This window comes from Streptomyces sp. RG80 (assembly GCF_040446465.1).
Classification (GTDB): domain Bacteria; phylum Actinomycetota; class Actinomycetes; order Streptomycetales; family Streptomycetaceae; genus Streptomyces.
In genome coordinates, this window is record NZ_JBEAAJ010000010.1 from 115,495 (window position 1) to 139,882 (window position 24,388).

The window sequence follows — 24,388 nt, forward strand, 5'->3', positions numbered from 1 at the left end:
CCTAAGGAACCCTTATGGGTACGCTCCGACCTGCGGAGTCTCTCTGCCGCGCCCGCCTCAGTGCTGCTGCGGCACCGCGCACCCGTCGGGGCCGCAGGCGTCCGCGCCGCCGTCCTCGATCAGCTGGAGCGGCGGACGCTCGCCCCAGGCCTGGGTGAGCGCCTGGGTGAAGACTTCGGCGGGCTGGGCGCCGGAGACGCCGAACTTGCGGTCGAGGACGAAGAACGGCACGCCGCTCGCGCCGAGTTCGGCGGCCTCGCGCTCGTCGGCGCGGACGTCGTCGGCGTAGGCGTTCGGGTCCGCGAGGACCTTGCGGGCGTCGTCCGCGTCCAGTCCCGCGGCGACGGCGAGCTCCACGAGACGGTCGTCGCCCTCGGAGAAGACGGACCGCTCCTCGGCGAAGTTGGCCTTGTAGAAGATCTGGATGAGCTCGTCCTGCCTGCCCCGCGCCTTGGCGAGGTGGAGCAGGCGGTGCATGTCGAAGGTGTTGCCGTGGTCGCGGCCGTGGGTGCGGTAGGCCAGGCCCTCGGCGGCGGCCTGTGTACCGAGGTTGTTCTCGGCGTCCTGGGCCTGGGCCACGCTGATGCCGTACTTCTTGGCGATCATCGGGACGACGGGCCCGATGTCGGCCTTGTCGTGCCGCGGGTCCAGCTCGAAGGAGCGGTGCACCACCTCGACCTGGTCACGGTGCGGGAAGGCCTCGAGCGCCTTCTCGAAGCGGGCCTTGCCCACGTAGCACCAGGGGCAGGCGATGTCGCTCCAGATCTCGACGCGCATGTCTCGGCTCTCTCCAGGTCGAACGGGTACGGAGACTCCCTCCGGTTAATGGGTGAACGTTCAAGGACCGAGGATCATTCCCCGGCCAGCGCGAAGGTCATCCGCAGATGATGAGCCCCCGGCTCCTGCGGGTCCGCGGTCCAGCCGAGCCGACCGTAGAAGGCCTGCGCCCGCAGGTTGTCGACGTGCACGTCCAGCGCCGCCGTCCGCTTCCCGTCGGCCCGCCACTGCTCGACGCAGGCCCCGTGCAGGGACGTACCGACTCCGGAGCGCCAGAGGTCGGGGTCGACGTGGAACTGGAACAGCTTGACCGTCCGCGCCGGGGCGCCCTCCGGGGTCCGGAAGGAGGCGAGCGCGACGACCCGCCCGTCCTCCACGGCGCACAGGACGTGCCCGTCCGGCCGGGCGACGGCGGCCCGCCAGACGGCGAGCCAGTCGGTGCCGTCGTCCGGGACGCCGTCGGGGTAATAGGTGGCCCGGGCCCGGGCGTGGAGCGCGGTGAGGGCCTCCGCCTCGGCCGGTACGGCGGTCCGGATCACCCGGGCCGTGACGACTCTGTCACTGATCATGCAACGGAGGACGTGACCTCGTCGGCCCCGGTTCCCAGGCGGCTGAACCGGGCCCGATAGGCGCTCGGCGTCAGTCCCGTGCGACGGGCCAGATGGCCGCGGAGCGAGTCGGCGGTGCCGAGGCCGGAGGCCCGGGCGACCTGGTCCATGGACTGACGCCACTCTCGGCGTGGAAGCGGCGGGCGAGGGTGCGGACGCTGACACCGGCGTGCCAGGCCATGACGTGGTTGTTCGGTTACAACTCGGCTCGGGCGACCGGCGGTTGAGGGGGCCCGTCAGCTGCCGTCTCTGAGGTCCTTCGGCCACTCGGGCCTGAACTCCACGTGGTCGTACGTCACGACGCACCCCTCCCCCATCGGCGACTGCGTCATGAACCCGACGAGTGCGGCATCGCTCTCCTTCTCGTCGCCGAGGGTGAACAGCCGGACGAATATCCAGCGTTCACCGTCCCGAGAGGCGTGGAAGGCGAACGCCCGCCCGGTCCGGCTCACCCGCAGCCAGACCGATTTGCCCTCCACGGTGAAGGAGTTGGCGTCGTCGGAGTGTCCCCGGGTGACCACCGTGCAGATGGTGGCCACGTCCGGGGAGTACTCCAGACACAGCTTGGCCCAGGCCCGCTCCCCGACATGGACGTACAACACCCCCGCGTCGAAGGACGCGTTGAACCCCACGGTGACCCGGGCGATCAGCTGGAAGTCCCCTTCGGGCGCCCCGAGCAGGCGGGGCGCGTCGGAGGCGGGGTCGAGCCCTTCCGCGGTGGGCGGCACGAACCGGTCCTGCCGAGGCCCGGCCCACCCGGCGAGCACACCGTCCTCGTAGGACCAGTGGCCCGAGGGCCCGTAGGTACGGAGGGAGAAGGGCAGTTCGGGAAGCAAGACGTCCATCGACTGATTATCTCAGGGCGACATCGAGAAACTCAGGGGCGCGGGGAACTGCGCGACCAGCCACGAACAGCCCGCAGCCGACAGCCCACCGCGCCCCGATGGCACTATCGCTCCAACTGCCCGTTGAAACGACGGGGCAAGCCGAGCGGGTTCTCGTCCCGCAACTCCTGCGGCAGCAGCGCCGCAGGCGTGGTCTGGTACACCACCGGCCGCATCCACCGCTCGATGGCCGTACCGCCCACCGAAGTCGACGTGGACGTCGTGGCCGGGTACGGCCCGCCGTGGTGCTGGGCCGACGCCACGGCGACCCCGGTCGGCCAGCCGTTGACCAGGACACGCCCCGCCAGCGGCGTCAGCTCCGCGAGGATCTCCGTACCGCGCCCCTTGCCCTCGGTCTCCTCCGTGGACAGGTGCACCGTGGCCGTAAGGTTGCCCGGCAGCCGGGACAGCACCGCACGCGCCTGCGCGTCGTCGTCGTAGCGCGCGACGACCGTCACCGGACCGAAGCACTCCTCCAGGAGCAGGTCGTGCTCGCCCTCGGCCGCCAGCTTGTCCGCCGGCACCGTCAGGAAGCCCGGGCTCACCGTGTGCTCGCCGCCCGCGCCCGGCGTGACCGGCGTCTCCACGTCGGCCAGCTCGGCGCGCTCGGCGACCCCGGCGATGAAGTTGTCCCGCATGCGGTGGTCGAGCAGGACTCCCGCGTCGGTGTCGCTGACGGCGTCGGTCAGGGACTTCAGCAGACCGTCGCCCGCGGCGCCGGACGGCACCAGCACGAGCCCCGGCTTCACGCAGAACTGGCCGACGCCCAGCGTCATGGAGCCCGCGAGCCCGGTACCGATGGCCTCGGCGCGCTCGGCGGCGGCGGCCTCGGTGACCACGACGGGGTTCAGGGAGCCCAGCTCGCCGTGGAAGGGGATCGGGACGGGACGGGCGGCGGCGGCGTCGAAGAGGGCGCGGCCGCCCCGGATGGAGCCCGTGAAGCCGGCCGCGGAGACCAGCGGGTGCTTGATGAGCTCGACGCCCGCCTCGAAGCCGTGGACGAGACCGATGACGCCCTCGGGGATGCCGTGCTCGGCGGCGGCCCGCCGCAGGACGGCCGCGACCAGCTCGGACAGGGCCGGGTGGTCCGGGTGGGCCTTGACCACGACGGGGCAGCCCGCGCCCAGCGCGCTCGCGGTGTCGCCGCCGGCGACGGAGAAGGCGAAGGGGAAGTTGGAGGCCGAGTAGACGGCGACGACCCCGAGCGGCACCTTGTAGCGCCGCAGGTCCGGGATCGGCGGGGTCGCGGTGTCGTCGGGGTGGTTGATCACCACGTCGAGGAAGGCGCCCTCGTCGACGATGTCGGCGAAGGACCGCAGCTGGTAGCAGGTGCGGGCGAGCTCGCCGGTGAGCCGGACCGGGCCGAGCGCGGTCTCGGCGTCGGCCGCCTCGACGAGCTGGTCCTTGGCGGCCGTCAGCTTGTCGGCGGCGGTGCGCAGGAACGCGGCGCGGACCGTGCGGTCGGCGAGGGCGCCCCGGGCGTCGTGCGCGGCCCGGACGGTGACGTCCACCTCCTGGGCTGTAGCCTCCACCGCAACCTGCTCACGCGGCTTCCCGGTTCGGGGGTCGACACTCCAGACTGGTGCTGCTGCCACCGCGGGTCCCTCCACACAGTTCCTAGGTCATCCACCAGGGTTGTTCGATATACTGAACACTGTCTCTGATGGTGAATATGCTGTTGGAGACTATTTCCCGTCCAACGAAGGGGTCAAGGGCGATGTCGGCAGGCGAGACGGGTGGCGGGGCGCAGGTCAAGTCCGCGGTACGGACGGTTGAACTGCTCGAATACTTCGCCGGACGCCCCGGTATGCACTCCCTCGCGGCGGTCCAGGAGGCCGTCGGTTACCCCAAGTCCAGCCTCTACATGCTGCTGCGCACGCTGGTGGAGCTGGGCTGGGTGGAGACGGACGCCACGGGCACGCGGTACGGGATCGGGGTGCGGGCGCTGCTCGTCGGCACGTCGTACATCGACGGCGACGAGGTCGTCGCGGCCGCGCGTCCGACGCTGGACCGGCTCTCCGACGACACCACCGAGACCATCCACCTGGCGCGGCTGGACGGCACCAACGTGGTCTATCTCGCCACCCGGCAGTCCCAGCACTATCTACGCCCCTTCACCCGGGTCGGCCGCCGGCTCCCGGCCCACTCCACCTCCCTCGGCAAGGCGCTGCTCAGCACCTACTCCGACGAGCAGGTCCGCAAGATGCTCCCGGAGACGCTGCCCGCGCTGACCGAGAACACGATCACCGACCGGGAGAAGCTCATCGAGGAGCTGCACCTGGTGCGGGAGCAGGGCTTCGCCGTGGACCGCGAGGAGAACACCCTGGGGCTGCGCTGCTTCGGGGTGGCGATCCCCTACCGGACCCCGGCGCGGGACGCGATCAGCTGCTCGGTGCCGGTGGCGCGGCTCACGCCCGCGCACGAGCAGATGGTGAAGGACGCGCTGTTCGACGCGCGGGACCGGCTGACACTGGCGACCCGTAGGCTCTGACCCCATGGCCACGATGGAAGTCGTACTGCGCGATGTCCACGACAGCGATCTGCCGGTGTTCTTCCGGCAGATGAACGACCCGGAGGCCTGCCGCATGGCGGCCTTCATCGCCCGGGACCCGGCCGACTGGGACGCCTTCGAGGCCCACTGGAAACGGGTCCGGGCCTCCGACGCCGTCAACCGGACCGTGCTGGCCGACGGTGACGTGGTCGGCAGCGCGGCGGTCTACGGGGAGCCGGGCGAGCGCGAGGTGACGTACTGGATCGACCGCGCCTACTGGGGGCGCGGTATCGCCACGGCGGCTCTGCGCGAGCTGCTCGTGGAGGTGCCCGAGCGGCCGCTGTACGCGCGGGCGGCGGCCGACAACGCGGGTTCCCGGCGGGTGCTGGAGAAGTGCGGGTTCCGGCTGACGGCACACGCGCGTGGGTTCGCGAACGCCCGCGGCGAGGAGATCGACGAGGTCGTGCTGACCCTGGAGCGGTAGCCGCCGCGCACATGAACGTGCCATGAGAAAGCGGATCCCGGGGAACGATTCATGGCTTCCCGCTCGTCTACCTGAGCGGGATGAACAAGACGATCAGGCGCGCATCGGTCTTCACGCTGCTCCTGGTGTTCGCTCTGCTGCTGCGGGCGACCTGGGTGCAGTTCTACGAGGGCCAGGCGCTCGCGGACGACAGCGACAACCGGCGGAACGCGATCGAGACGTACTCGTCGCCGCTGGGGAACATCATCGTGGCCGGTGAGTCGATCACCGGTTCCGCGCAGACGACGGGGAGCGACCTCAAGTACAAGCGCACCTACAAGGACGGCGAGCTCTACGCCGCGGTGACGGGCTACGCCTCGCAGGCGTACGCGCCGACGCAGCTGGAGGGCATCTACACCGACCTGCTCAACGGCACGGACAGCCGGCTGAAGTCCGTCATGGACACGGTCACCAACCAGCGGGCCGAGCCGGGCAACGTGGTCACGACGATCGACCCCGCCGTCCAGAAGGCCGCCTTCGAGGCGCTCGGTGACAAGCAGGGCGCGGCCGTGGCGATCGACCCGAAGACCGGCAAGATCCTGGCGGTCGTCTCGACACCGTCGTACGACCCGTCCTCGCTGACCGACGCCAACACGGCCGGTATCGCCTGGAAGAAGCTCACCAAGGACTCCGACAAGCCGCTGACCAACCGCGCGCTGCGGCAGCCCGTGGCGCCCGGTTCGACGTTCAAGCTGGTCGTGGCGGCGGCCGCACTGGAGGACGGGCTGTACTCGTCGGTGGACGAGAAGACCGAGAGCCCCGACCCGTACCGACTGCCGGGCACGGTCACCGATCTGGAGAACGAGAACAAGTCCGCGCCCTGCGAGAACGCCTCGATCCGCACCGCGCTCCAGTACTCCTGCAACAACGTGTTCGCGAAGATGGCGTACAACCTCGGCCAGGACAAGCTCAAGGCGATGGCGGAGAAGTTCGGCTTCAACGACGAGTCGCAGGACGTGCCCGTGCGGGCGTACACCAGCGTCTACCCCTCGGACATGAACGACTCCTCGACGGCCCTGACCGGCATCGGCCAGTTCGATGTCACCGCGACCCCGCTCCAGATGGCCATGGTGTCGGCGGCCATTGCCAACGGCGGCGAGATGGTCTCGCCGCACATGGTGTCGCAGATCACCAACAGTGGCGGCGATGTCCTGGAGGACTACGACGACGAGGCGTCGACTACGCGGGTCGTCAGCTCCGAGACCGCCGAGCAGCTCCAGTCGGCGATGCAGACGGTCGTCAACGAAGGCACCGGCACCAACGCCAAGATCGACGGGGCGACCGTCGGCGGCAAGACGGGTACGGCCCAGCGCGGCGAGAACAACAGCGAGTCGCCGTACGCCTGGTTCACCTCGTACGGCAAGGCCGACGGCAAGGAGGTCGCCGTCGCGGTCCTGGTCGAGCAGTCGGACGCGGAGCGCTCCGAGGTGAGCGGCAACGGTCTGGCGGCGCCGGTGGCGAAGGCGATGATGGAAGCGGCACTGAAGTAGACGCGCCCCAAAGGGGCGCGGGGAACTGCGCGACCAGCCACGACGAACCCGCGGCTGGTCGCGCAGCGTCCGTCACTTCGCGCCGAGGATCTGCTCGATCGGGTCGATCGCGAAGTAGATCAGGAACAGCGCCGAGGTCCCCCACAGCAGCCAGTGGATCTCCTTCGCCTTGCCGAGAACCGCCTTGATCACGACGTAGGCGAGGAAGCCCGCGCCGATGCCGTTGGTGATCGAGTACGTGAACGGCATCACGGCGATGGTGAGGAACGCCGGGATCGCGATCTCGTACTTGTCCCAGTCGATGTGCTTGACCTGGGTCATCATCAGGAAGCCGACGGCGACCAGGGCGGGGGCCGCGGCCTGCAACGGCACGATCGTCAGCAGGGGGCCCAGGAACAGCGCCAGGCCGAACAGTCCGCCGGTGATCAGGTTCGAGAAGCCCGTGCGTGAGCCCTCGCCCACACCCGCCGCCGACTCGATGTAGGACGTGGCCGAGGACGCCGACGCCGCGCCGCCCGCGACCGCCGCGGCACCGTCGATGAGCAGCACCCGGCCGAGGTTCGGGACCTTGCCCTCCTCGTCGAGCAGGCCGGCCTCGGCGCTGATGCCGACGACCGTGCCCATGGTGTCGAAGAAGTCGGACAGGATCAGCGTGAAGATCAGCAGGACGACGGTGATGACACCGACGTCGGCCGCGCTGAACGCCCCGAACAGGCTGAACTGACCGAGCAGCCCGAAGTCCGGGGTGTCGACGAGCTTGTCGGGCCACGCGGGCGTGGTCAGACCCCAACTCTTGATGTCGGCCGCCGAGTTGATGATCATCGCGATCACCGTCATGGTCACGATGCTGATCAGGATGGCGCCCTTGACCTTGCGGGCGAGCAGTCCGATCGTCAGCAGCACACCGAGACAGAAGACGAGGATCGGCCAGCCGGAGAGCGTGCCGGTGCCGCCGAGCTGGACCGGGACGGTGGTGTTCGCGGCGTCCGGGATCCGGCTCACGAAGCCGGCGTCGACGAAGCCGATGAAGGCGATGAACAGGCCGATGCCGACGCTGATCGCCTGCTTGAGCGGTTGCGGGATGGCGTGCATGACCGCCTCGCGCAGCCCGGTCACCACCAGCACGCAGATCAGCAGTCCTTCGAGGACGACCAGGCCCATCGCGTCGTCCCAGCTCATCAGCGGGGCGATCTGGAAGGCGACGACTGCATTCAATCCGAGGCCGGCGGCGAGCGCGAGGGGCAGGTTGCCGCCGACGCCCATGATGATCGTCATCACCGCGGCCACCAGGGCGGTGGCGGTGGTGAGTTGGACGGGGTCGAGGGTGTCGCCGAACTTGTCCTTGGCGCTGCCCAGGATGATGGGATTCAGGACAAGGATGTAAGCCATCGTGAAGAACGTGGCGAAGCCGCCGCGTATCTCCCGGGCGAAGGTGGAGCCCCGTTCGGAGATCTTGAAGTACCGGTCGACGCTGTTCGCCGCCGGTGGCGGGACGCTCGGCCGGTCGGCCACCTTCTGCGTGTCGGACATGGCTGTTGCTCCTTGTTGCCTGGTTGATCGGTGTGCGGATGCTGGCTGGATTGTTCCCGCGTTGAACGCGTTTCAGGTTTTCTCCGTGTTACGGAATCGGGGTCGATGGACCAGACTGCGTTCGAAGCCCCGTACGAACCACGCCGATGATCACTGCTACGCTTCCGGATCTCATCCGGGCCACCTCCGGATGATCACATGTCATTCACATGACAGTCACAGGGAGGTTTCGCCCGTGGGCACGGTCGTCGACGACGCAGCCTCCGTGGAGTTCCATGCCTTCTTCGAGCGTCACTACGCCGAACTGTCCCGTCTCGCCCATCTGTTGACCGGCGAGTCGGACGCCGCCGACGATCTCGCGGCGGACGCGCTGCTCGCGCTCTGGAACCGCTGGGACCGAGTGCGCGCGGCCGACCACCCGGCAGCGTACGCCCGTGGTGTTGTCGCCAATCTGGCCCGCACCCGTATCCGCAGCGCGGTCCGTGAGCGCCGCCGGATCGCCCTGTTCTGGTCGCAGCGCGAGGAGAAGACGGAGAACCCGGACATAGCGGGTGTCGTCGACGTCCAGGACGCGCTGCGCAGGCTGCCGTTCCGCAAGCGGGCGTGCGTGGTGCTGCGGCACGCGTTCGACCTGTCGGAAAAGGACACCGCTCTCGCCCTGGGTGTTTCCGTGGGTACGGTTAAGTCCCAGACGTCCAAGGGGATGGCCGAACTGCAACGGCTGCTCGGCTCCCAGGGCGTACCCCGGAAGATGGCGGCGGCCATGGCGCGCGGCGGCGAGAGCGGAGGACGGACCCGATGAGGCAGCAGGACGTGCACGACGAGCTGCGCGCCCGGCTGCACGAGGCGGCCGGACAGCACGAACCCGACCGCGCGCGCATCCTGGCACGGATCGAGCGCGGCATGGCCGAGGAGACCCGCCCGGACCACCGGGCCACCCGCCCGCCGGTGTTCGGCTGGGTGCGGGTGGTCAGTGCCACGGCGGCGGTCGCGTGTGTGCTCGGCATCGGCGGCTACGCGGTGGCCTCGGCCGTCAAGGACGACACCCCGCAGCAGACCGTGGCGACCACGGCGACGCCCGAGCCCTCGCCGGACGCGACGAGCCGGGCCCCGATCAAGCCCGCCGACCCCTCCCCGGGCGAGGACCGGGAGACGAGGAAGCCCAGCGGCACGCCCTCGCCGCAGCGGCCCTCCGCGACCCCCACCGCCAAGCCCCCGGTCACCGCCGACGGCGAGGAGGACGGCCCGCTCTGGTCGGACGGCTCGGTCGACCCGCACAGCAACGACTTCTGGGCGCAGAGCAACATCACCCTCAAGACCTCCGAGGAACTGACCGCGCTCACCGTGCAGTTGAGGATCGCGCAGACCGGCGGGGTCAACTCGGCCGGCGCCTGGCGCTCGCTGCCGGAGGCCGACTTCACGCTGACGACCGAGGAGAAGGACGGCTTCCTCGTCTACACCTGGACGCTGAAGGAGGGCCGCAAGGTCGCCAAGGGCGAGTGGGTGTTCGCGGGGCAGTACGACCATGAGCGCGGCGGCCGTGACGCGGCGGACGACAGCTACACCGCGACCGGTACGGCGGGCGGCGAACAGCTCGCGGTGAAGGGCGACTTCGCGGCTCACGACGGCGACGACGGGTCGTCCGAGGGAGATTCGTAAAGAAAATCCGGAGGGGCGGCAACCCTTTCCCCACCCCGTGGCGACCAGGAGACGCAAGGATCCTCTCCCACGCAAGGAACGGGCATGACTGCACGAGCTGAACAGCGCGTCCGCCACCGCCGTCCGGTCACCAGGCGTCGGGCGGTGATCGCCGGAGCCTCGGCCCTCGGCATCACGGGCGCGGCGATCGTCACGACGACGATGCTGTCCTCCGCGAGCGCCGCGTCCTCCTGGCCGACCGCCACCGGCAAGCAGGCCGTGAGCAGCACGATCAAGGTCACGGGCACCTACAACGGCGGCTACAAGCAGTTCTACGGCAGTGGCGCGCTCGGCGGCAGCGGCCAGGAGGAGGGCCAGGACCCGATCTTCCAGCTGGCGGACGGTGCCGTCCTGAAGAACGTGATCATCGGCACACCGGCCGCGGACGGCGTCCACTGCCTGGGCAGCTGCACGCTCCAGAACGTGTGGTGGACGGATGTCGGCGAGGACGCGGCCACCTTCAAGGGCAAGTCCTCCTCGTCCGTCTACACGGTCTACGGCGGCGGCGCGAAGAACGGCTCGGACAAGGTCCTTCAGTTCAACGGCGCCGGCAAGCTGGTGGTCACCAAGTTCCAGGTGGCCAACTCGGGCAAGCTGGTGCGCAGTTGCGGCAACTGCTCCACGCAGTACAAGCGCACGATCATCATCAACGACGTGGACGTCACCGCGCCGATGAACTCGATCGTGGGCATCAACCAGAACTACGGCGACACCGCCGCGCTGCGCAACGTCCGCGTCCACGGCGACAGCGGCAAGAAGATCAAGACCTGTGTCCGCTTCAAGGGCAACAACACCGGTGCCGAACCGACCCAGATCGGTACCGGGGCGGACGGAACCTTCTGCCGGTTCACCTCCTCTGACATCACGTACGAGTGAGTGAACCTTCAATCATGACGGAGTTCCGCCCTTGAGCACGCACAAGAGACACCTCACCCGCAGGCGGGTGCTCGGGGCCTCCGCGATCGGCGTCGCCGCCACCGGCGCCGCCGTGGCGGGCGGCACCGGTCTGCTGTCGTCCGCGTCCGCCGCCACCTTCGGCTACCGGGACGACGGCACGAACTACGTCATCGACACCGGGTCCTCGCTCGTCTTCAAGGTCTCCAAGTCGACGGGCGACATCACGTCCCTCGTCCACCGGGGCAAGGAGTACGAGGGCTACGGCGGCAGGCACTCGCACGTCGAGTCCGGCCTGGGTGCCTCCACGGTGACGATCAAGCAGTCCGGGGCGACGATCCTGGTGAAGGTCGCGCACGGCGCGATCACCCAGTGGTACGCGGCCCGCAACGGCCAGAACAACGTCTACCTGTGGACGAACAAGAAGGACGCCTCCTTCACCGCGACCCGTTATCTCGTCCGCCTCAAGCCCGGGATGTTCCCCAACGAGGGCCCGGACTCCTGGATCGAGGCCTCGGACAAGATCATCGAGGCCGGTGACGTCTGGCGGCGCGGCGACGGCACGACCCACTCCAAGCACTACTCGGGCAAGCGCGTCATCGACTACGACCACATCGGCTTCACCACCGGCTCGGTCGGTCTGTGGCTGGTGCGCTCCAACCACGAGAAGGCCTCGGGCGGCCCCTTCTACCGCTCGCTGCTGCGCCACTCCAACGACAAGGGCGCCGGGCTCTACGAGATCCTGCACTACAACCAGGCCCAGACCGAGCCGGAGCGCTTCGGCCTCCAGGGCCCCTACGTGCTCTCCTTCACGGACGGCGGCGCGCCCTCCTCGTCCCTCTCCCACGCCAGGCTCGACACCTCCTGGGTGGACGGCCTCGGCATCACCGGCTGGGTCGGCGCGGCCGGCCGCGGCAAGGTGGCCGGCGTCGGTCTGAAGGGGATGGACGCCAAGTACGCGTACACCGTGGGCTTCGCCAACGCGGACGCCCAGTACTGGGCGAAGGCCGCGGCGGGCACCGGGGGCTTCTCCTGCAAGGGGATGCTGCCGGGGACGTACAAGCTGACCGTCTACAAGGGCGAACTCGCCGTGCACACCGCCTCGGTGAAGGTCACGGCGGGCGGTACGACGTCCCTCAACAGCCTCACCATCACCGGCGACCCGGCCACCGCCAAGGCCGTCTGGCGGCTCGGCGACTGGGACGGCACCCCCGGCGAGTTCAAGAACGCCAAGCTGATGACGTACGCCCATCCCTCCGACGCCCGCGCGGCGAAGTGGACCGGGAACGTGACGATCGGCGGCGGGAGCGAGGCGGCGTCCTTCCCGGCGTACCTGTGGAAGGACGTCAACGACGGGATCCTGGTCTACTTCAAGTTGACCAAGGCGCAAGCGGCCGCGGCGCACACTCTGAGGGTCGGGGTCACGGACGCCTTCCTCAACGGCCGTCCGAGGGTCACCGTGAACGACTGGGTTTCGGCCGTCCCCACGGCCCCCACCCAGCCCAACACCCGCTCTCTCACCACGGGTTCGTACCGGGGGAACAACCATTCGTTCACCTTCAACGTCCCTAGTAGTGCGTGGCGCACGGACACCTCGCAGTACAACGTGCTGAAGATCGACATCGTCAGTGGTTCGAGCGGTACGGGCTATCTGAGCCCGGGCGCGTCGTTCGACTGCATAGACCTGCTGACCTGAGCCCCCCTCGGTCAGCAGCCGCCGGCTGGAGCCCCCCTCGGGCCGGCGACGAGAACGCCCCGCCTGTGACGACAGGCGGGGCGGTTCTTGTTCGCGCGTTGAGTCAGTTCATCGTCGAACCGATGGCGGTCGAACCGGTGGTGAGGAAGGTCGTGGCCGGAAGTGCACCGTCGGACTTCCGCGCGCCGTACGCCGTCGTCGCGTCCTTGGACTTGAAGGAGGGCGTCGAGACCCCGCTGTCCCAGTTGTTCGCCGCGGACACCGTGGACGAGCCCAGCTTGGACAGCCCGCCCTTGTTGCTCACCGACAGGTTCCGCGCCAGCCGGGCCTTGCCGGTGGCGAAGTAGAAGCCCGCCTCGGCGTTGGAGTAGGCCGTGTTGCGGTTCAGGACGATCGCGCCCGGGTTGGAGTTCTCGGTGAAGCCGTTGAGGGTGTTGTCCCAGGCCGCGTTGTTGTTGACGACGTGCGCGACCGTGACGCCCCCGCCGCCCAGCTTGTAGCCGTTGCCGTTGCCCTCGAAGGCGGAGTCGTTCCAGCGGTTCTTGCCGTTGCCGAAGGCCCAGGAGTGCTCGATGGTGACCGGCGAGGAGAACTGCCAGAGGTCCAGGCCGTCGTCCGAGTTGTTGTAGAGGCGGGCGCCGGTGATCTTGTTGCCGGTGCCGGAGCCGAACTTCACCGCGATCCCGTCGGCGTTCTGCCCGTGTCCGGCCGGGTCGTAGTTGCCGTAGCTGTCCAGGTTCTGCACGAGGTTGTTCGTCGTGCCGTCGCCGCGCAGCGTGAACCCGGAGTCGCCGTTGTTCGCGGTGACGAGGTTCTTGAAGACGCCGCCCACCGACGAGGTCACGACGAGGCCCTGGGCCGGGGAGTTCTGGAAGGTGAGGTTCTGCACGGTCCAGTGGTCGCCGTAGATCCCGGCCAGCCAGGACCCGTCGGGCAGCTTGGAGCCGTCGATCCTGACCTTCTCCGCGCCGTACGCCTGGAGCGTGATGTGCGCCGAACTCGTGCCGTTCGCCGTCGACTTGAGGGTGGCTGTCGGGTAGTACGTGCCGGCACGGAGCTGGATGGTGGTGCCCGCCGCCGCGTTCTTCACGGCCGACTCCAGCTGCGCGGTGCTGGTCACGGTCACCGTCGAGGACGCGGCCTGGGCGCCACCGTTGGACAGTCCGAGGTAGACGCCGCCCGCCCCCGCGGCGACGGCCACCGCGGCGGCGATGGAGAGCGTGCGGGTCCTGCGGTGGCGTCCGGTGCTCTGACGCACGGGGCGTTCCTTTCCTAGGCGATGAGGAGGAAACGGGCCGGAGGGGCCGCCCCGGCCCGTTTCTGCAAGCAGGTCGCCGCCGCGGACGGAAAAGGTTGCCGGAACCCATGAAGATCCGTCGAAAGTTTCGGTACCACCCATCCCCCGCCCACCGATTGACGCGTCCCGCCCCACCGATGACACTCCGATCGAACACAAACCCCCACACTCACACAGGATGTGTCATGCGCCCCCGCACCGCTCGCACGCTCCTGCTCCCCCTCATCGCCCTTCTCCTCGGCCTGCTGTCCGCCCCGCCCAGTACCGCGAACTCCGGAGCACCACCCGTGAACAAGCCCAAGTACGCCGGTTATCTCTTCGCCTACTTCACCGGCGAGGGCACCGCCGACGGCGAGCAGATCCGCTACGCCCTCAGCCGCGGCAACGACCCGCTGCACTGGCGTGAGCTGAACCAGGGCAAGCCGGTCCTGAGCTCCACCATCGGCGAGAAGGGGCTGCGCGATCCGTTCGTGATCCGCTCCCCCGAAGGCGACAAGTTCTACATGATCGCCACCGATCTGCGCATGTACAAGAACAGCAGCGGCAGTTGGGACCAGGTCCAGCGGCACGGCAGCAAGTCGATCATGGTCTGGGAGTCCACCGACCTGGTCCACTGGACCGACCAGCGGCTGGTGAAGGTCTCCCCCGACGCGGCCGGCAACACCTGGGCGCCGGAGGCCTACTGGGACGACTCCCTCGGCGAGTTCGTCGTCTTCTGGGCGTCGAAGCTGTACGCCGACGACGACCCCGACCACACGGGATCGACGTACAACAAGATGCTGTACGCGACGACCAAGGACTTCCGCACCTTCAGTGAGCCGAAGGTCTGGGACGACCCGGGCTACTCGGTCATCGACTCGACTGTCGTGCAGCACAAGGGCACTTACTACCGCTACACCAAGGACGAGCGGGACCCCGGCTCCTCCAGCCCCTGCTCGAAGTTCATCACCGCGGAGAAGTCGACGTCCCTGACCTCGACCAAGTACGACTTCGTGGCCGACTGCGTGGGCAGCGGCGCGATGGACCGCGGCGAGGGCCCGACGGTGTTCAAGTCGAACACCGAAGAGAAGTGGTACCTGTTCATCGACGAGTACGGCGGCCGGGGCTATGTCCCCTTCGAGACCACCGACCTCGACTCGGGCAAGTGGACCCCGTCCACGAACTACCAGCTCCCGGCAAGTCCCCGGCACGGCACGGTACTTCCGGTGACACAGAAGGAGTACGACCGGCTGCTGGCGGCCTACCCGTCGACCCCCACCTCGGTCGTGGACGCGACGGCGAAGGACCAGAAGGGGTACGCCGTCGTCACGGAGGCCGCCTCGAAGGTCGTGCTGCCGATGCGGCCCGGCACGGACCTCTCGCGCCTGGCCCCACGACTGGCGCTCGGTGAAGGCGCCTCCGTCACCCCGAGGTCCGGCACCCGCCGGGACTTCCGCAAGCCGCAGACGTACACCGTGACGGGCGCCGACGGCACGAAGCGCGCCTGGACCGTCGAGGCGGTGCGCACCGGCAGTCCCGTGCTGCCCGGCCTCAACGCCGACCCGGATGTGCACTATCTGGACGGCGAGTACTGGATCTACCCGACCACGGACGGCTTCCAGGGCTGGGGCGGCACCAAGTTCAAGGCGTACTCGTCGAAGGACCTGGTCCACTGGAAGGACCACGGGGTGATCCTGGACCTCGGAGCGGACGTCGGCTGGGCGGACAAGTACGCGTGGGCGCCGGCGATCGCCGAGCGGGACGGGAAGTACTACTTCTACTTCTGCGCCGAGCAGCAGATCGGTGTCGCGGTCGCCGACTCCCCGGCCGGCCCGTTCAAGGACGCGCTGGGCAAGCCGCTGGTGGCCAAGGGCGGAGCGTTCCAGGGCCAGATGATCGACCCGGCCGTCTTCACGGACGACGACGGGACGTCGTATCTCTACTGGGGCAACGGCCATGGGTACGTCGTGCCGTTGAACAACGACATGGTGTCGTTCGACGCCTCGAAGGTGCGGGACATCACCCCGGACAACTTCCGCGAGGGGTCCTTCGTGATCAAGCGGAAGGGCACGTACTACTTCATGTGGTCCGAGGACGACACCCGCAGCGAGAACTACCACGTCGCCTACGCGACGGGACCGTCCCCGCTCGGTCCGTGGACCAAGAAGGGGACGATCCTGTCCAAGCGTCCTGAGTACGGCATCCTCGCCACCGGTCACCACTCCGTGGTGAACACGCCCGGCACCGACGACTGGTACATCGTCTACCACCGGTTCGCCCTGAACGGGCCCGGCAGGGCGGGCGGCGACGGCATGCACCGGGAGACGACCGTCGACCGAATGGAGTTCGCGGCCGACGGATCGATCCTGCCGGTGGTGCCGACCCTGGAGGGCATCAAGCCCGTACGCCGCTGAGCGGGCTCAGCTGACGTAGTACGTCGGGTTCGGGAGCTTGTACGTCTTGTCCGCGTACCCGCCCTCGAGGTCCGAGTACTGGTCGCCGAAGTTGGCGACGATGTCGTACCCGAGGTCCTGCTCGATGTGCTTCCGGGTGCCGGACTTGTACTGCACGGTGGTGCAGGTCCAGGTGCCCGGAGTGGCGCACGCGCTCAGGTAGGACGGCGGGGCGGCCTTGTCCTTGAGGAACATGTGGTCGGCGTCGAGGTTCACATCGGCGCCGATCTTCTTCAGGTTCTCGACGGCGGCGGTGCGCTGCGCCTCGGAGAGACCGGAGTTGTAGAAGACCTCGACGCCCCGGGCCTCGGCGTACCGGACGAGTTCGGCGCTTCCGAAGACGCCCGGGCGGTCGGCCTTGTTCACGTAGTCGGCCCAAGTGGTGGCGTTGTACGTGTAGTTGGTCTTCTTCTCGTAGTCGAGGCTGAGCAGCAGCGTGTCGTCGATGTCGAAGACGACCGCGGGCTTGTGGCCCTTCTGGCCCTTCTTCTGGCCCTTCTTGGCGGCCTTGTCGATCTGCTTCCTCGCCGCGCGGTCGATGGCCGCGAGGTCCTTGGCGTACTGGCTGCTCGCCGACGCCTGGTAGACGCCGTTGGCGTCCAGCGTGGTGCCGTAGTAGGTGTCGATGTCCTTGACCAGGACGCCGATGTTGTACGGCTCGTGGGTGCTGTTCGCGGTGGACTGGCCGGCCGTGGCCGCGCCGGCGCCGTAGAGGCCGGCGCCGGCGACGGCACAGGCGGCGGCGATGGCCGCGATGCGCAGTGGCTTATGCATGACAGACGTTCTACGCGCGTCACCCGGGTGAGCGCGAGACCCACCGGGCAAAAAACGGGTCAAGCGCCCCGGGAGTCGGTCCCCGCTCAGTCCATCGTGGCGCCGATGGTCGTCGAGCCCGTCTTGAGGAAGTTCGTCGTGGGCAGGGTGCCGCTGGAGCTGCGGGCGTTGTACGTCGACGAGGCGTCCGTGGAGACGAACGACGGTGTCGAGATGCCGGAGTCCCAGTTGTTGCCGGACGAGGTGACCGAGGAGCCCTTGTTCACCGAGCCGCCGCCGTTGCCGACAGCGAGGTTCTTGCCGAGCTTGGCCGCGCCGGTGGCGAGGTAGTAGCCCCACTTGCTGTTGGCGTAGGAGGTGGTGCGGTTGATGACGATGGCGCCCTTGTTGGAGTTCTCGGTGAATCCGTTGCCGGCGTTGCCCCAGGCCGCCGAGTTGTTGATGACATGCGCGACGACCTCGCCGTCGCCGCCCAGCTTGTAGCCGTTGCCGTCGCCCGCGAAGGCCGAGTCGGACCAGCGGTTGACGCCGTTGCCCATGGCCCAGGTGTGCTCGACGGTGACCGGGGAGGAGAAGGACCAGAAGTCCAGACCGTCGTCCGAGTTGTTGTAGAGGCGGGCGCCGGTGATCAGGTTGCCGGTGCCGGAGCCGAACTTCACGGCGATGCCGTCGGCGTTCTCGCCGTGGTTGGCCGGGTCGTAGTGGCCGTAGGAGTCGATGTTCCTGACCGTGTTGTTGACGGTGCCGTCGCCGGTGAGCGTGAAGCCGGAGTCGCCGCCGTTGATGGTCTTGATGTTGTTCCAGACCGTGCCGGTGCAGGACTGGCAGACGACCGCGCTGTCCGGGGAGTTCTGGAAGGTGATGTTGGAGACGTTCCAGTAGTCCGCGGTCAGCTTGAAGATCCAGTCGCCGTCGGGGAGGTTCGAGCCGTCGATCTTGACGGTCTCCGAGCCGTACGCGGTGAGCTGGACGGGCGCGGACGAGGTGCCGTTGGCCGTGGACTGGAGGGTGGCCGTCGGGTAGTAGGTGCCGCCGCGGACCTGGATGACGGTTCCGGCGGTGGCGTTCTTGATGGCGTTGGACAGGTCGGTCGAGTTGCTGACGACGACGGTCGCGGCCTGCGCCTGGGTGGGGAGGACGGCGATGCCCGTGCCGAGGGCCAGGGCGGTCGCCGTGATCAGAGCGGTACGACGAGACATGGAGTGCGGGTCCCTTCTCGTGCGGGTGGGGAACGGGGATGGGGATGGGGGGTTCACAGGACGTGGTCGAGCCAGCTGAAGACCTCGTCCTGCATGCGGTCGACGAAGACATGGCCGAGCTCGGGCCAGGTCTTGAGGTGCAACCGCTCCTCGGCGTGGCGGGAGTGCCAGACGGCGCGCAGCTTGTCGTGAGCGACCTGGACGCCGTCGGCGGGGAACAGCGGGTCGAGCCCGCCGTCGAAGAAGAGCATCGGCCTGGGTGCGGCGATGCTCGCCACGTCGGGGAAGTCGAGGAACCGGGAGAGCCCGGGGTGGAGCATGTAGTACGAGGACTGCCCGCGCAGCGTGTTGTTGCCTGGCACCATCATGTCCTTCAGGCCGGTCATCCAGCAGACGGCGGCGGTGGCGCAGACGGCGTCGGTGAGCGCCGCCGTCTGCCAGGCGCGGTAGGCGCCCATGGAGAAGCCGAGCGCCGCGACCCGCCGGGTGTCCACCCGCTCCAGGCCGGCCAGGAACCCTGCCGCGCGGGCGTCCTCGCGGGCCATGAGACCGGCGAGGGAGGAGCCCAGGTTGTAGAAGTTGGAGGCCAGGGCCTGCTGTTGGTCGTAGACGAGGGGGCCGCGGTCGCCCCAGCCGAGGGCGTCCAGGCACAGCACGACATAGCCGCGCCGGGCGAGTTCGTCGCCGACGAACCGGCCGCTGAAGTACTTGTCCGCCCACACCTGTGCGGAGGCGAGCCGGGTCTCGTCGTACCAGGGCCGGACCAGTTTCTCCTTGCCGATGTCGAACTTGGCCCCGTGGTCGTGGAGCAGAAGCACCGCGGGGAAGGGCCCTGGCCCCTGCGGGGTGAGCAGGGCACCGCGGACTCGTTCGTAGCGAGTGAGGGAGAGGGTGACCAACTCCCTTGTGTAGCCCTCCCCTTCGGGTCCGGGCGTGAACTCCGGCTCGTACGGCGTGCCGTCCTGGCGGTCGACGAGGAGGTGCTCCTCGACCTTGGCCCGGGCGGTTCGCCGCCAGGCCCGGAAGTCACGGACGGGTGAACTCCCCCAGGCCGCCGGGAAGTTCAGCTCGGCCTTCAACGCGCCGTGGAAGTCGGGGAGGTTGCCGCCGACCAACCCGGCCGCCTCCGCGCTGCCGCCTCCGGCCGCGAGTGTCATGGCCGCCGCTCCTGTCCCCACCATGAAGGTCCGGCGGCCGATCGCGTCAGTCATGCGGCCTCCCCGCGCCGGCGTGGGCCAGGACATGACGCTCCACCGCGGCGGGCGACTTCAGGGCCCGGTAGTCGTAGACGTCGGCCGGATCCCAGCCGACGTCGTCGGTCAGCCCGAGCCCGGCCGCCACCGCGTTCAGCCGGGCCGGGCGGCCGTCGGCCCAGGACCCGGTGTCGTGGAAGTGCTCGCCTCCGTACCCGGCCAGGGCGGAGCTCGGATCGTAGCGGAAGACGTTGCGCTCGGAGTAGATCGCGGACTCGATGCCCACGCCCAGGGCGTAGAGCGGCTGGGTCCGCCCCCGGTACACGTTGTTGACAACGTGCACCTGACCGAAGCGGACGCGTGGCCCGCGCTGCACGATGTCGGTGAACAGGTTCCGCGCGAACGTCACCTTCAGGTGCCCCCGGTCGCGGTCGCCCCGTCCGTCGCCCGAGCCGATGAGGAGCGCCTTGTCGTGGTCGGTGAACCGGCTGTCGGAGACGGTGACGAAGTCCGAGCCGTCCTCGATGTCGAGCAGCCCGTCGTGCCGCTGGACGTGCTCGCCGTGGAAGCCGAGGGGTGCCTCGCGGTCCGGGAATCGGCCGTCGGTGAAGGTGCAGTGATCGACCCAGATGTGCTTGCCGGTGATCACGGTCATCGCGTCGAAGCGGGCGTTCCAGTTGCCCTGTGCGCCGTCCCCGGGCGACCAGCTGGTGAAGTGGTCGACGGGGGCCTCCAGCCGGAGGTTCCGCACGATGATGTTCGTGCCGGTGTTGACCGTCAGGAACACACCCAGCAGCCGTGCGTCACGGCCGACCCCGACGAGGGTCGTGTTGCTCGGCACGGTCAGCTGGATCTGTGCCTTCTCCTTGTTCGACCCGGTCTGCCGGAGCTGCCGCTGCTGCTTGCAGTAGTCGTGGCGGGTGTCGGACCAGGTGGTGCCGTCCTCGCCGAAGCAGGACATGTACTTGCCGAGGTCGTATCCGGGCGCGTAGTCCTGCTCGCCGAGCAGTGAACCGTCGTCCGCCTCATGGCCGTTGACGTCCCCGACGACCCGGATCACCTTGGGCGCGGCGGGGTCGCCGGAGTTGGCGAGTGCCTCCTTGAGCTCGGCGCGGGTGCGCACGGTCCAGGTGGTGCCGCCCGCCCCGCCGGTGGTACCGGTGCCGGTGGCGGCCCAGCCGACGGGGCCGCGCTCGGTGGCGGAGGCGTCCGGCGTCCCCAGCAGCAGACAGGCACCGGCGAGGAGGGCGGCGGCAGCTCTACGCACGGGGCCGCCAGTCACCCAGGTAGGTCGCTCGGGTGTGCAACCGGGCTTCGTCGGCGGGCAGTTGGGGCCGGTTCTCCGGAACGGTGATCACCGCGCCCGGCCCGCTGTTCCCGTGCTCCCTGAACCGCATGGTCTGCCAGGGGTACTGCTCCCGCATGTTGGTGTAGGGCGTCACCGGGTCGATCCCGGACCCGATCCGGGTGTCCCGTACGACGAGGGACGGCCAGGCGGTCGTCTCGTACGAGGGCACCCACGGCCGTGCCAGCTTGTACGCCGAGTCCTCGGCGCCGGAGGTGATGCGGGAGCGGACCGCGAGGATGCCGTGGGGGTTGGCGCGGGCGGTGGACGGGGCGAAGACCATGCCCTTCGGGGTGAAGGTGACATCGCGCTGGAGGGTGTGGAAGTGGCACTCCTCGAACACGGCGGTGGCCCGGCCGAAGACGAAGTCGACGTCGCCCTCGATGTAGCAGCGGCGGAAGTACTGCCGGTCGAAGGAGGTGAGCGCGGTCGTCTCGACGAACAGGGTGTCCTGGTGGGCGAGGAGCCGGACGTTCTCGAAGTGCGTGCGGTCGCCGTAGGTGTACGCCGCGACCGCCTGGGTGCCGGTGATGTCGGGGTGGTCGGCGCGCAGCCAGTCGTTGGCGAGGGTCAGATCACGGACGGTGAGACCGGGGGCGGCGGAGGTGAAGGTGGCGGAGCCGGCGGTGCCGTAGGTCGTCCCGTCGGGCTTCTTCGTGCCGTTGGCGTTGTTGTAGACGATCACGGCGTCACGCGGGTCGCAGGAGGCGCCGCGCACGGTCAACTCCGCCTTGTCCGCCGGAATGTCGACGACCTCGCGGTACGTCCCCGGGTGCACGACGATCGTCCAGCCGGGCCCGGTCACCGCGTCCACGGCCGCCTGGACGGAGTCGCCGGGGCGGACGTGCAGGACCCGGCGGCCACCGCTCGCGAGGGCCGGTGCGGCACCGGCGACGACCAGGCCTCCGGCCATTCCCGCCATCCCGGTCAGCAGGGTGCGTCTGCGCATGTCAGCACGACTCCTTCCACGGCCGCCAGTCCCCCAGATAGGTCGCGCGGGTCGCCGACTCGGCCTGTGCGTCGGTGAGTTGGGGCCGGTTCGCCGGGACGGTGATCTCGGCGCCGGGGCCGGTGTTGCGGTACTCGGCGAAGCGCTGGCTCTGCCAGGGGAAGGAGTCCGACATGTTGGCGTAGGGCGCGACCGCGTCGATGCCGGTGCCCATCCAGGTGTCCCGGACGGTGAGGCTGGGCCGGGCGGTGGTGTCGGAGCTGGGCACCCAGGGGCGGGCCAGCTTGTAGTACGCGTCGGGGGCCTCGCTGCTCACGCGGCTCCTGGTGACCAGGTAGCCGAGCGGGTTGGCACCCGCGGTGGACGGCGCGAAGACGAAACCGTACGGGGCGCCGGACAGGTCGGTGCGGGTCAGGGTGCGGAAGTGGCAGTGCTCGAAGACGGCGGTGCCCCGGCCGAAGACGAAGTCGACGTCGCCCTCGACGTAGCAGTGCGCGAAGTACTGGCGGGCGAAGACGGTGAGCGCGGCGGAGTCCGCGTACAGGGTGTCCTGGTGGCCCAGGAAGCGGCAGTGGTGGAAGGCCGAGCGGTCGCCGAGGACCTTGATGGCGACGGCCTGGGTGCCGGAGACGCCGGGGTGGTCGGCGCGCAGCCAGTCGTTGGCGAAGGTGATCCAGCGGGCGGTGAAACCGGCGGGGCGGACCAGGGTGGTGGCCGAGCCGGTGGTGCCGTAGGTGCCGGAACCGTCGGGCTTGGGGGTGCCGGCCGCGTTGTCGTAGACGATGACGACGTCACGCGGGTTCTCGCTCGCGCCGATCCAGGTCATCTCGGTGGCGGTGGCGGCGACGGCCACCGTCTCCCGGTACTCGCCGGGGGCGATGACGAGGGTGTACCCGGTGGTGGTGACCGTGGTGACCGCGGCCTGGACGCTGGTGAAGTCGCCGCGGCCCTGGGTGTCGACGTACAGGGTGGTCGGGGTGAGGCGGGCGGCCGGTGAACCGAACCGGCCGAAGGGCCGCCGACCGCCGGCCGAGGCGGGGGCGGCGGCGAGGCCGAGCGCGGCGGCGGCGCCGGCCCCCGCGATGAGGAATCCCCTTCTGGACAGGGGGAGTTGGCGGTGGGGCGAGGGCATGGGGATGCTCCTTGGAGGTGCGGCTCTGCGGTGATGTCTTGCGGTACTTCCTCGCCGTGGGGGGTGTGGGCCGGGGCGGGCGCACTCCGGGTGGTGAGTGCGGTGCGGGCCGCCCCGGCCGGTCAGCGGGCGGGTGTCAGCAGATGCGGCCGGCGCCCGCGCCCTGGCCCACGATGCCGGGGACCGCCTGCGGCCGGTCGACCTTGGTGCGCAGGGTCGGGGTCCAGCCGGCGCCGGACTGGAGGGTCTCGGCGGGGATCTCCGCGTTGTGCACCGCGATGAGGTCGGTCAGCTTGCCGTTGACGTAGTTGCGCTCGGCCGTCAGCGGGGACTCGTTCCACTTCTTCAGCGCCTTGCCGATGCCGGCGCCGGCCGGCAGCGAGATGGCGTTGTCGGTGGCGTGGAGCTGCGAGGAGATGCCGACACCGAAGATGTAGTAGTCGTCCTTCTGCTCCTCGTTGACCACGTAGTGGTTGTTGTAGACGTCGACCTGTCCGAACCGCACACGCGGGGAGCGCTGGAGGATGCCCTCGAAGCGATTGTGGTGCATGGTGACCTTGAGCTTGCCGCCGTCGGTGGTGGCGAGGCCGTCGCCGTTGCCGATCAGCATGTTCTTGTCGTGGTCCTGGAAGCGGTTCCAGGACACGGTCACGTAGTTGGATCCGCGCACGATGTCCGTCAGTCCGTCGTGCTGCTGGAAGACCTTGCCGAAGTAGACCGGCCGCTCGCTGTCGGGGTAGCGGCCGTCGGTGAACGTGTTGTGGTCGAGCCACACATGGTCGGTGCCGTAGACGACCACGGCGTCGTACTCGGAGTTCCAGTTGCCCGTGTTCTTGTCGTCGGTCGGGTCCCACTTGGGGAAGCAGTCGAGCGGGGCCTCGATGGTGAGGTTGCGCATGATGACGTTCGAGACGCCCTTGATCTGGAGGCTGCCGCCGAGGATGCCGGACTTCTTGCCGACGCCGACGATGGTGGTGTTGCTCGGGACGTTGGCCTTGATCTCCGTGTCCTGCTTGGCGGCGGAGGCGACCCGCGCGTCCTCCTGCGGCCCCATGGCGACCTTGTCGTTGCCGTAGACGGCCGGGTCGTAGTCCTTGAGGTACTGCTGGAGGTCGTAGCCGCCGGTGACGAAGGCCTCGCAGCCCTCGGAGACGGCGTCGATCATGCCGTTCACTCTGATGATCTTGGGTGCGTCGCCGCCGGCCTTCAGCGCGGCCTTGAACTCGGCCCAGGTGCTGACGGTGTAGACGTGCTCGGCGTCGGCGGCGGACCCACCGGTCGTCCCGGCCCCTTCGGAGCCCCAGCCGTCGTTCGCGCCGAGGACCTGGCGGCCGAGGTCACGGGGTCCGGCCTGGGCGCTGGTGCCGGTGACGCCGAGGACGAGCGCGGTGCAACCGATCAGCGCGGCGGCCTTCGCTATGCCATGTCCATGCCATACCTGTGTGCTCATTGTGCGGCTCTCTCTTCCGGTTCAGG

21 protein-coding genes and 1 pseudogene are annotated in these 24,388 nt (G+C 69.2%); 8 read left to right on the plus strand and 14 right to left on the minus strand.

The genetic code is table 11. From position 1 onward, the window contains the following. Positions 1-57: 57 nt before the first annotated feature. The 5 genes and pseudogenes from ABKA17_RS32845 to ABKA17_RS32865 form a co-directional block, all read right to left on the minus strand. Complete coding sequence (locus ABKA17_RS32845; RefSeq protein ID WP_353695960.1) at positions 58-777, minus strand: DsbA family oxidoreductase; 720 nt, start codon at positions 775-777, stop codon at positions 58-60. A gap of 74 nt (positions 778-851) precedes the next feature. Next, positions 852-1,346 (minus strand): GNAT family N-acetyltransferase, encoded by a 495-nt coding sequence (locus ABKA17_RS32850; RefSeq protein WP_353695961.1) that lies wholly within the window; start codon positions 1,344-1,346, stop codon positions 852-854. After that, positions 1,343-1,566 (minus strand): annotated as a pseudogene (locus ABKA17_RS32855) (AraC family transcriptional regulator); the annotation flags it as partial. The pseudogene ABKA17_RS32855 and the gene ABKA17_RS32850, both read right to left, overlap by 4 nt. A 55-nt stretch (positions 1,567-1,621) precedes the next feature. Next, positions 1,622-2,230: a DUF1349 domain-containing protein gene (locus ABKA17_RS32860; protein ID WP_353695962.1), complete on the minus strand. Its 609-nt coding sequence runs from the start codon at positions 2,228-2,230 to the stop codon at positions 1,622-1,624. 104 nt (positions 2,231-2,334) lie between these two features. Continuing rightward, the gene (locus tag ABKA17_RS32865) at positions 2,335-3,864 is read right to left on the minus strand and encodes an aldehyde dehydrogenase (NADP(+)) (protein WP_353695963.1); all 1,530 of its coding nucleotides are present in this window, start codon (positions 3,862-3,864) and stop codon (positions 2,335-2,337) included. 122 nt (positions 3,865-3,986) lie between these two features. On the opposite strand from ABKA17_RS32865, the gene ABKA17_RS32870 reads away from it, so the two are divergent. The 3 genes from ABKA17_RS32870 to ABKA17_RS32880 all read left to right on the plus strand — a co-directional run bounded on the left by ABKA17_RS32870 (position 3,987) and on the right by ABKA17_RS32880 (position 6,773). After that, positions 3,987-4,760 carry an IclR family transcriptional regulator gene (locus tag ABKA17_RS32870; protein ID WP_190161842.1) on the plus strand — a complete coding sequence of 258 codons (774 nt, stop codon included), beginning with the start codon at positions 3,987-3,989 and terminating at the stop codon, positions 4,758-4,760. Positions 4,761-4,773: 13 nt separating this feature from the next. Then, the gene (locus ABKA17_RS32875) at positions 4,774-5,244 is read left to right on the plus strand and encodes a GNAT family N-acetyltransferase (protein ID WP_353696303.1); all 471 of its coding nucleotides are present in this window, start codon (positions 4,774-4,776) and stop codon (positions 5,242-5,244) included. Positions 5,245-5,324: 80 nt separating this feature from the next. Further along, positions 5,325-6,773 (plus strand): peptidoglycan D,D-transpeptidase FtsI family protein, encoded by a 1,449-nt coding sequence (locus ABKA17_RS32880; protein WP_353695964.1) that lies wholly within the window; start codon positions 5,325-5,327, stop codon positions 6,771-6,773. 72 nt (positions 6,774-6,845) lie between these two features. On the opposite strand, the gene ABKA17_RS32885 is transcribed toward ABKA17_RS32880, so the two are convergent. After that, positions 6,846-8,303, minus strand: coding sequence for an NCS2 family permease (locus tag ABKA17_RS32885; RefSeq protein WP_353695965.1), 1,458 nt, complete (start codon positions 8,301-8,303; stop codon positions 6,846-6,848). Between the two features lie 235 nt (positions 8,304-8,538). Here ABKA17_RS32885 and ABKA17_RS32890 point away from each other — a divergent pair, with 235 nt between their 5' ends. From ABKA17_RS32890 to ABKA17_RS32905, 4 genes are all read left to right on the plus strand, one after another. Further along, positions 8,539-9,105 carry a SigE family RNA polymerase sigma factor gene (locus tag ABKA17_RS32890; protein ID WP_353695966.1) on the plus strand — a complete coding sequence of 189 codons (567 nt, stop codon included), beginning with the start codon at positions 8,539-8,541 and terminating at the stop codon, positions 9,103-9,105. Continuing rightward, entirely contained in the window at positions 9,102-9,962 is an 861-nt protein-coding gene (locus tag ABKA17_RS32895) for a hypothetical protein (protein ID WP_353695967.1), read from the plus strand. The genes ABKA17_RS32890 and ABKA17_RS32895 overlap by 4 nt, the downstream gene beginning before the upstream one ends. 84 nt (positions 9,963-10,046) lie before the next feature. Beyond that, complete coding sequence (locus tag ABKA17_RS32900; protein WP_353695968.1) at positions 10,047-10,877, plus strand: pectate lyase; 831 nt, start codon at positions 10,047-10,049, stop codon at positions 10,875-10,877. A gap of 31 nt (positions 10,878-10,908) precedes the next feature. Beyond that, positions 10,909-12,591, plus strand: a complete 1,683-nt coding sequence (locus ABKA17_RS32905; RefSeq protein ID WP_353695969.1) for a rhamnogalacturonan lyase B N-terminal domain-containing protein — start codon at positions 10,909-10,911, stop codon at positions 12,589-12,591. Between the two features lie 103 nt (positions 12,592-12,694). Here the strand turns inward: ABKA17_RS32905 and ABKA17_RS32910 are convergent, their stop codons facing one another. After that, positions 12,695-13,849, minus strand: a complete 1,155-nt coding sequence (locus ABKA17_RS32910; protein WP_353695970.1) for a right-handed parallel beta-helix repeat-containing protein — start codon at positions 13,847-13,849, stop codon at positions 12,695-12,697. A 224-nt stretch (positions 13,850-14,073) separates the two neighbouring features. Here ABKA17_RS32910 and ABKA17_RS32915 point away from each other — a divergent pair, with 224 nt between their 5' ends. After that, entirely contained in the window at positions 14,074-16,281 is a 2,208-nt protein-coding gene (locus tag ABKA17_RS32915; protein ID WP_353695971.1) for a glycoside hydrolase family 43 protein, read from the plus strand. A gap of 6 nt (positions 16,282-16,287) precedes the next feature. Here the strand turns inward: ABKA17_RS32915 and ABKA17_RS32920 are convergent, their stop codons facing one another. From ABKA17_RS32920 to ABKA17_RS32950, 7 genes are all read right to left on the minus strand, one after another. Further along, on the minus strand, positions 16,288-17,094 hold the full coding sequence (locus ABKA17_RS32920; protein ID WP_353695972.1) for an HAD family acid phosphatase: 807 nt from the start codon (positions 17,092-17,094) through the stop codon (positions 16,288-16,290). Positions 17,095-17,180: 86 nt separating this feature from the next. Then, positions 17,181-18,293 carry a right-handed parallel beta-helix repeat-containing protein gene (locus tag ABKA17_RS32925; protein WP_353695973.1) on the minus strand — a complete coding sequence of 371 codons (1,113 nt, stop codon included), beginning with the start codon at positions 18,291-18,293 and terminating at the stop codon, positions 17,181-17,183. Between the two features lie 53 nt (positions 18,294-18,346). Continuing rightward, on the minus strand, positions 18,347-19,504 hold the full coding sequence (locus ABKA17_RS32930; protein WP_353695974.1) for a dienelactone hydrolase family protein: 1,158 nt from the start codon (positions 19,502-19,504) through the stop codon (positions 18,347-18,349). Continuing rightward, positions 19,497-20,753, minus strand: coding sequence for a pectate lyase family protein (locus ABKA17_RS32935; protein ID WP_353695975.1), 1,257 nt, complete (start codon positions 20,751-20,753; stop codon positions 19,497-19,499). Before ABKA17_RS32935 ends, ABKA17_RS32930 begins: the two co-directional genes overlap by 8 nt. Continuing rightward, positions 20,746-21,780, minus strand: coding sequence for a pectinesterase family protein (locus ABKA17_RS32940; RefSeq protein ID WP_353695976.1), 1,035 nt, complete (start codon positions 21,778-21,780; stop codon positions 20,746-20,748). Before ABKA17_RS32940 ends, ABKA17_RS32935 begins: the two co-directional genes overlap by 8 nt. A gap of 1 nt (position 21,781) precedes the next feature. Then, entirely contained in the window at positions 21,782-22,912 is a 1,131-nt protein-coding gene (locus tag ABKA17_RS32945) for a pectinesterase family protein (protein ID WP_353695977.1), read from the minus strand. A 136-nt stretch (positions 22,913-23,048) separates the two neighbouring features. After that, a complete protein-coding gene (locus ABKA17_RS32950; protein WP_353695978.1) occupies positions 23,049-24,362 on the minus strand; it encodes a pectate lyase family protein in 1,314 nt (437 codons plus the stop codon). Positions 24,363-24,388: the final 26 nt, after the last annotated feature.